This window comes from Holdemanella hominis, assembly GCF_014306155.1.
Lineage (GTDB): Bacteria > Bacillota_I > Bacilli_A > Erysipelotrichales > Erysipelotrichaceae > Holdemanella > Holdemanella hominis.
On record NZ_JACRWH010000079.1, the window covers coordinates 1 to 6,106 of the forward strand.

The window sequence follows — 6,106 nt, forward strand, 5'->3', positions numbered from 1 at the left end:
ATTCCATGTTGTCATAAATTTAGTATAACTTTGGTAAATGTTGTGAAATCCGATTGAATTATGTGAAATTATCAAAATATACATCTTTTTTGGAAAACCTCAATTTATTTCGTATATGAAATCACATGAATAAATCAAAAGACAAAATTATGAAGGAATTTTTAGAAAACAATACCTATTTTGTCGATTTCTTTAATGCGTACTTCTTTGATGGAGAAAGAGTTCTTAAACCAGAGAATGGTGTAGAACTTGATTCAGAGATGAATGATTCGAATATGGATCTAGAAAAACATGTGGATGTGATTCGTAAGTACAATGATGGAAATCTTTATAGTGCATTCATTATTGAGAATCAAAGTTATGCGGATGCTTCGATGGTTGTAAGAGCGGCTACATATGAGTATGTAGCGTATGAGCGAATGTTAAAGAAGAATAGGAATAATAAGAAACTACCTATGGTAAACATTCTGGTATTCTATACAGGTGAAAGGCCCTGGAATGCAGCAAGACAGCTTTCTGAGCTAGTCGAGGTGGATGAAAGATTTGAATCCTATTTCCATGACTGCAAAATGAATCTGATTGAAATCACAGGAAATACTTCATATAATTTTAATGAAGAAGATGTGTATAATCTATTCTATATATGTCGAAGTATTTATGATCAGTCTATTTATGAAGGAACGAGTAATCATTTTGGGCTTGTGAAAAGCAGTGTGTTAAAAATCGTCAAGACATTAACGGATGTAGAATGGTTGGATTTATAAGAATTAGAGGAAAAGGAGGAAATTGAAATGTGTGAAGTTGAAAAGAGATGGCTTGAGGTAAAGCTAAAGGGATGAAAAAAGGAATTGAACGAGGTCGTGAAAAAAAGAGCTTGAAATGTATCAAAAAATGATGAACAAGGAATTTGGAATTAAAGCTATCGCATTCATCTTTTCAGTAAGTGTAGAGCTAATTAAAAAGCTATTGATGAAAGCTTAGAAAATGCATTATAAAATGGGGGAAATATGAATAAGAATATAAAAAGAATAAGTGTAGTATGCTTATGTATATTATTGAGTGGTTGTAGCATGTTTCAATCAGCACTTAATGATATCAAGGGCAATTTAGTAGGTAATGGATACACAATCTATACGTATGATAATTATGGTAGTGAAGTCATGGAGACAAGTGGGGATAAAATCAGTATTACAGGTAATGCGGTAGAGTCTACTTCCTATGATGAAGATGGACGTGTTGTTCGTGGCTATGAATTATCAAGTGTAATTACGATAACGGTAGACGGAAAAGAAATAGAATCATGTGGAGATACTTGTGTTTTTGAACAAAAAGGCTTAACACCGGATGTGGATTTCATACAAGAAGATATTGATTCAAATACACATGGACAAATATCGGACAATACGTCTGTTGCTCGTTTTATCAACAAGTATAAAAATATGTTTGGCAAAGGAAGAATTGTAGTCATTAAATCCCAATTAGGACAGCCAATTGCCGCCTACTCTGGAGATAAGGTGTATTGGAAGATTCCAGATAATTTACCAAAAATGACGAAACTTATGATTGATGGTAAGGCTTTGTATATTCATAGAGCAAATTTTCAAATCATTGATAAAGAATTATTGGATTAGGAGAAACAAAATGAAACAACAAATTAGTAGTACAAAAGGACCTAAGGCATTAGGGCCATATTCAGCAGGGATTGCTACAGAAGGACTTGTATTCTTATCTGGACAATTAGGTATGAATACAGAAGGAAATTTGGTTAGTGAAGATGTTGTTGAACAAACTCGGAAAGTCTTTGAAAATATTGGTGTATTATTAGAAGCTTCAGGCTTAACATATGATGATATTGTTAAGACAACTGTATTATTGGATGACATGAAAGATTTCGCGAAAGTAAACGAAGAATACGCGAAATACTTTGATGGTATATATCCTACTCGTAGCTGCTTTGAAGTAGCTGCATTACCTAAAAATGCAAAGGTAGAAATTGAGTGTATCGCAATCAAAAAATAGTTAAAACATATATGTCGTAAATAGAGTTCGTTCTTTGATGTATTGAAGAATTTTATTGTTGAAAAATCCATGATTTATGGTAGTATATATAAAAGAGAAATTGGATTTGAAAAGGGACTTTTTAAATCCATTTTTTTAAGGTCACAAGGAGGATTATATGAACAAAAATTCGTTATTATCCATGAGAGATCTGTCAGTTGAAGATATCTATAGCATTCTTGATGATGCTAGACTTTTTAATAGTTCCTTTAAAGATTGGCAATTACCAATGCAGAAAGCATTGGTTGCTAATCTTTTTTTTGAGGCTTCAACTCGAACACATTTCTCATTCGAAAGTGCACAGCACCAATTGGGATGCCAAGTAGCCGATTTTGCGGCAGGAGCATCCAGTGTCACAAAGGGAGAAACTCTTTATGATACAGTAAAGACATTTGAATCAATTGGGTATGACATGGTGGTGATCCGTCATTCTCAAGATGAATATTTTAAAGAATTGGAAAATATCAATATTCCAATTTTAAATGCTGGAGATGGTGCAGGAAACCATCCAACACAATGCTTGTTAGACTTACTAACTATGCAAAATGAGTTTGGCACACTAGAAGGCTTAAATGTAGTAATCTGTGGAGATATCTTACATTCAAGAGTGGCTGCCAGTGATAAAGAAGCTTTAGAAAAATTAGGGTCAACCGTTCGTTTTGCCGGACCAAAAGAATGGGAAAGACCTGGCTATCCAACAATTGACTTCGATGAAGCCATTGAATGGGCAGATGTTGTCATGATGCTTCGTATCCAGAAAGAAAGAGGTTCTGGAATGGCTGGTATGACAGATAGTGAATACTTAGAAAAGTATGGTCTTACAAAAGAACGTTATGCAAGAATGAAAGACAAGGCTATCGTGATGCATCCAGCTCCTGTTAATCGTGGTGTTGAAATTGATACGGATTTAGTGGAAGCTGAAAAATCAAGAATTTTTGAACAAATGCACAATGGTATGTTGGTTAGAAAGGCCGTTATTAAACGTGGATTTGGTTTTGCTCCATTCAAGGAGGAAAAATAAGCATGCGTTTAATCAAAAATGGTCAAGTTTTAATTGACAATTGTGTCGAAAAGAAAGATATTTTAATTGACGAAGGAAAGATCATTCAGATTGATGATTCTATCTTGAAAGACTGTGATACAGTAGATGCTACAGGCTTAACTGTAATTCCAGGATTAGTGGATGTACATGTGCATTTTAGAGAACCTGGACACAGTGAAAAAGAAACTATTCATACAGGTAGTTTAGCGGCGGCACATGGAGGATTTACTTCTGTGTTTGCAATGCCAAATGTCATCCCTTTTCCAGATGATGTGGACACAATGAAAGACTATCAACAATTAATCAAAAAAGAATCTGTTGTACATACATATCCATATGCTTGCATTACATTAGAAGAGGCAAGTAAGGAAGTAGTGGATATGAAGGGCATCAAAGAATTGGGTGTACACTGGTTCAGTGATGATGGTGTTGGGGTAGCTACACCAAAAATCATGAAAGAAGCCATGGAAAAGGCGAAAGAAAATGACTGCATGATTGTAGCTCATACAGAAGATATGAGTTATCGCAGACCAGGGGCTTGTGTACATGACAGTGAAGTTGTGACATCTAAGGGCTGGCTAGGAATTCCAAGTGCTTGTGAAAGTGCACAATTGATTCGTGATTTAGAAATCACAAAAGAAGTAGGAAACGCTTATCATGCTTGCCACATTTCAGCTAAAGAAAGTGTAGAAGCATTAAAAAACGCAAAAGAATCAGGTTCGAATGTAAGTGCTGAAGTTACAGTACACCACTTATTGTTAGAAGATAAAGATGTGGTTGGACCAAACTGGAAAATGAATCCACCTTTAAGAGGTCATGAAGACCGTATGGCTTTGATTGAAGGCTTGGAAAACGGAACATTGGATTGCATTGCCAATGATCATGCACCACACACCTATGAAGAAAAGAAGCGTTCTATGGATAAAGCACCGTTTGGGATTGTTTCATTAGAAAGCGCATTTGCCTTACTATACACAGAGTTTGTTCACCGTCAAAAACGTTGGACATTGGCTCAATTGGTAAATTGGATGTCGGCTGCACCTGCTAAGCGTTTTGGCTTAGAGAATATAGGACAAATTAAAGAAGGCTATAATGCCGATTTGGTTTTAGTAGATTTAGAACATGAATCTTTGATTGACATAGATACATTTGAATCCATGGGGAAAAATACGCCATTTAATGGCTGGAGCGTAAATGCGCAAGTAAAGGAAACCATCGTAGATGGAAAAACAGTATGGAAAGGATAAACTATGGAAAGATTATTAGTATTAGAAGACGGGAGCACATATCGAGGGCGCAGCTTTGGTGGTGAGAACTTCCGTATTGGAGAATTGGTATTCAATACTTCAATGACTGGCTATCAAGAAATTTTAACTGATAATGCATACTGCGGACAAATCGTAATGATGACATATCCATTAATTGGAAATTATGGTATCAATCGTGATGACTATGAAAGTATTGATCCAGCTACATTTGGTCTCGTAGTAAAAGACTATTGCGAACAACCAAGTAACTGGAGAAGTCAGGAAAGTTTAGATCACTTCTTGAAACGTGCAAACATTCCAGGAATCTATGGGGTTGATACTCGTGCAATCTCTCGTAAATTAAGAGATAAAGGAAATATGAAGGCAACTTTATGCAATACCGATGCAGACATTGAAAAGGTTGTAGAAGAATTAAAAAATACAGAACTATTGAAGGATCAAGTATCTTCTGTTTCAACAAAGAAGGTCTATCCTATGCCAAATCGCGGAAAGAAAGTCGTTGTGGTGGATTTTGGTGTAACAATGAGCACATTACGCGATTTATCGAAATGTGGATTGGACTTAATTGTTGTTGAACACGATGCTAGCGTTGAAACAATTATGTCATTCTACCCAGACGGAGTTTGTTTATCAAGCGGGCCAGGCAATCCTTGTGATTTGACTAGCCAGATTGAAGTCGTTAAAGAATTAATGAAACAAACCGTTGTATTCGGTATTGGGCTAGGATATCAATTGATCGCATTAGCTTCAGGTGCAACTGTTTCTAAAATGGGATTTGGACATCACGGATCAAATATTCCAGTTACAGAAATTGCAACAAATAAAGTTAAGATTACTCACCAAAATCATGGATATGCCGTTGATGTAGATAGCTTAGAAGCTGCTTCATTAGAAATGACTTATCAAGCATTAAATGATAAGAGTTGTGAAGGTATTGAACATAAGGAATATCCTGCATTTGGTATTCAATTCTATCCACAAACTGGGGATGCATTATATGGTAAATTTGTAGAAATGATTGAAAAGGGGGATCACAATAATGCCTAAACGTACAGACATTAAAAAAATCTTAGTAATCGGATCTGGACCTATCGTAATTGGACAGGCCGCAGAATTTGACTATGCAGGATCTCAAGCATGTCAATCACTTCGCGAAGAAGGATATGAAGTTATCTTAATTAACTCAAACCCAGCCACAATTATGACCGATTCGACAATTGCGGATCGTGTTTATATTGAACCAATCAATTTGGATTTCGCTAAACGCGTTATCTATAAAGAAAGACCCGATGCCATTTTAGGATCATTGGGTGGTCAAACAGGATTAAACTTAGTTGTAGAATTACATGAAGATGGAATTCTAGACGAATATGGCGTAGAAGTTCTAGGAACTGATTTATTAGCTATCAACCGTGCAGAAGACCGTGAATTGTTCCGTTCTTTAATGCAAGATATCAATGAACCAGTACCAGAAAGTACAATCGTTCATACAATAGAAGAAGCGGTTGCATTCTGTGAAACATTGGGCTATCCAGTCGTAGTTCGTCCAGCTTATACGCTTGGTGGAACGGGTGGAGGTTTCGCCGATGATGAGGCTGAACTTCGTGAAATTTGTGAAGCAGGATTAAAGGCTAGTCCTGTACATCAATGTTTGATTGAACAAAGTATTGCCGGATACAAAGAAATCGAATACGAAGTAATCCGTGATGCGAATGACAACGCAATCGTAGTCTGTAGC

General features: G+C 36.1%; 7 protein-coding genes. All 7 read left to right on the forward strand.

What is annotated here, in order from left to right; translation table 11 throughout:
* Positions 1-149: 149 nt before the first annotated feature.
* Positions 150-764: an Rpn family recombination-promoting nuclease/putative transposase gene (locus tag H8911_RS11480; protein WP_186999748.1), complete on the forward strand. Its 615-nt coding sequence runs from the start codon at positions 150-152 to the stop codon at positions 762-764.
* A gap of 243 nt (positions 765-1,007) precedes the next feature.
* On the forward strand, positions 1,008-1,631 hold the full coding sequence (locus H8911_RS11485; RefSeq protein ID WP_186999749.1) for a DUF5052 family protein: 624 nt from the start codon (positions 1,008-1,010) through the stop codon (positions 1,629-1,631).
* Positions 1,632-1,641: 10 nt separating this feature from the next.
* The gene (locus tag H8911_RS11490; RefSeq protein ID WP_186999750.1) at positions 1,642-2,019 is read left to right on the forward strand and encodes a RidA family protein; all 378 of its coding nucleotides are present in this window, start codon (positions 1,642-1,644) and stop codon (positions 2,017-2,019) included.
* 157 nt (positions 2,020-2,176) lie between these two features.
* On the forward strand, positions 2,177-3,079 hold the full coding sequence (locus tag H8911_RS11495; RefSeq protein WP_040466523.1) for an aspartate carbamoyltransferase catalytic subunit: 903 nt from the start codon (positions 2,177-2,179) through the stop codon (positions 3,077-3,079).
* Between the two features lie 2 nt (positions 3,080-3,081).
* Positions 3,082-4,347 carry a dihydroorotase gene (locus H8911_RS11500; protein WP_186999751.1) on the forward strand — a complete coding sequence of 422 codons (1,266 nt, stop codon included), beginning with the start codon at positions 3,082-3,084 and terminating at the stop codon, positions 4,345-4,347.
* Between the two features lie 3 nt (positions 4,348-4,350).
* The gene (gene carA, locus H8911_RS11505) at positions 4,351-5,415 is read left to right on the forward strand and encodes a glutamine-hydrolyzing carbamoyl-phosphate synthase small subunit (protein WP_186999752.1); all 1,065 of its coding nucleotides are present in this window, start codon (positions 4,351-4,353) and stop codon (positions 5,413-5,415) included.
* The coding region (locus H8911_RS11510; RefSeq protein WP_186999753.1) for a carbamoyl phosphate synthase preATP-grasp domain-containing protein at positions 5,408-6,106 on the forward strand (699 nt) is incomplete at its 3' end. The genes carA and H8911_RS11510, both read left to right, overlap by 8 nt.

Bases quoted from the DNA above. Each gene is read 5' to 3' on its own strand.
- H8911_RS11480 (WP_186999748.1), top strand. From the start codon at position 150: ATGAAGGAATTTTTAGAAAACAATACCTATTTTGTCGATTTCTTTAAT.
- H8911_RS11485 (WP_186999749.1), top strand. From the start codon at position 1,008: ATGAATAAGAATATAAAAAGAATAAGTGTAGTATGCTTATGTATATTA.
- H8911_RS11490 (WP_186999750.1), top strand. From the start codon at position 1,642: ATGAAACAACAAATTAGTAGTACAAAAGGACCTAAGGCATTAGGGCCA.
- H8911_RS11495 (WP_040466523.1), top strand. From the start codon at position 2,177: ATGAACAAAAATTCGTTATTATCCATGAGAGATCTGTCAGTTGAAGAT.
- H8911_RS11500 (WP_186999751.1), top strand. From the start codon at position 3,082: ATGCGTTTAATCAAAAATGGTCAAGTTTTAATTGACAATTGTGTCGAA.
- carA (WP_186999752.1), top strand. From the start codon at position 4,351: ATGGAAAGATTATTAGTATTAGAAGACGGGAGCACATATCGAGGGCGC.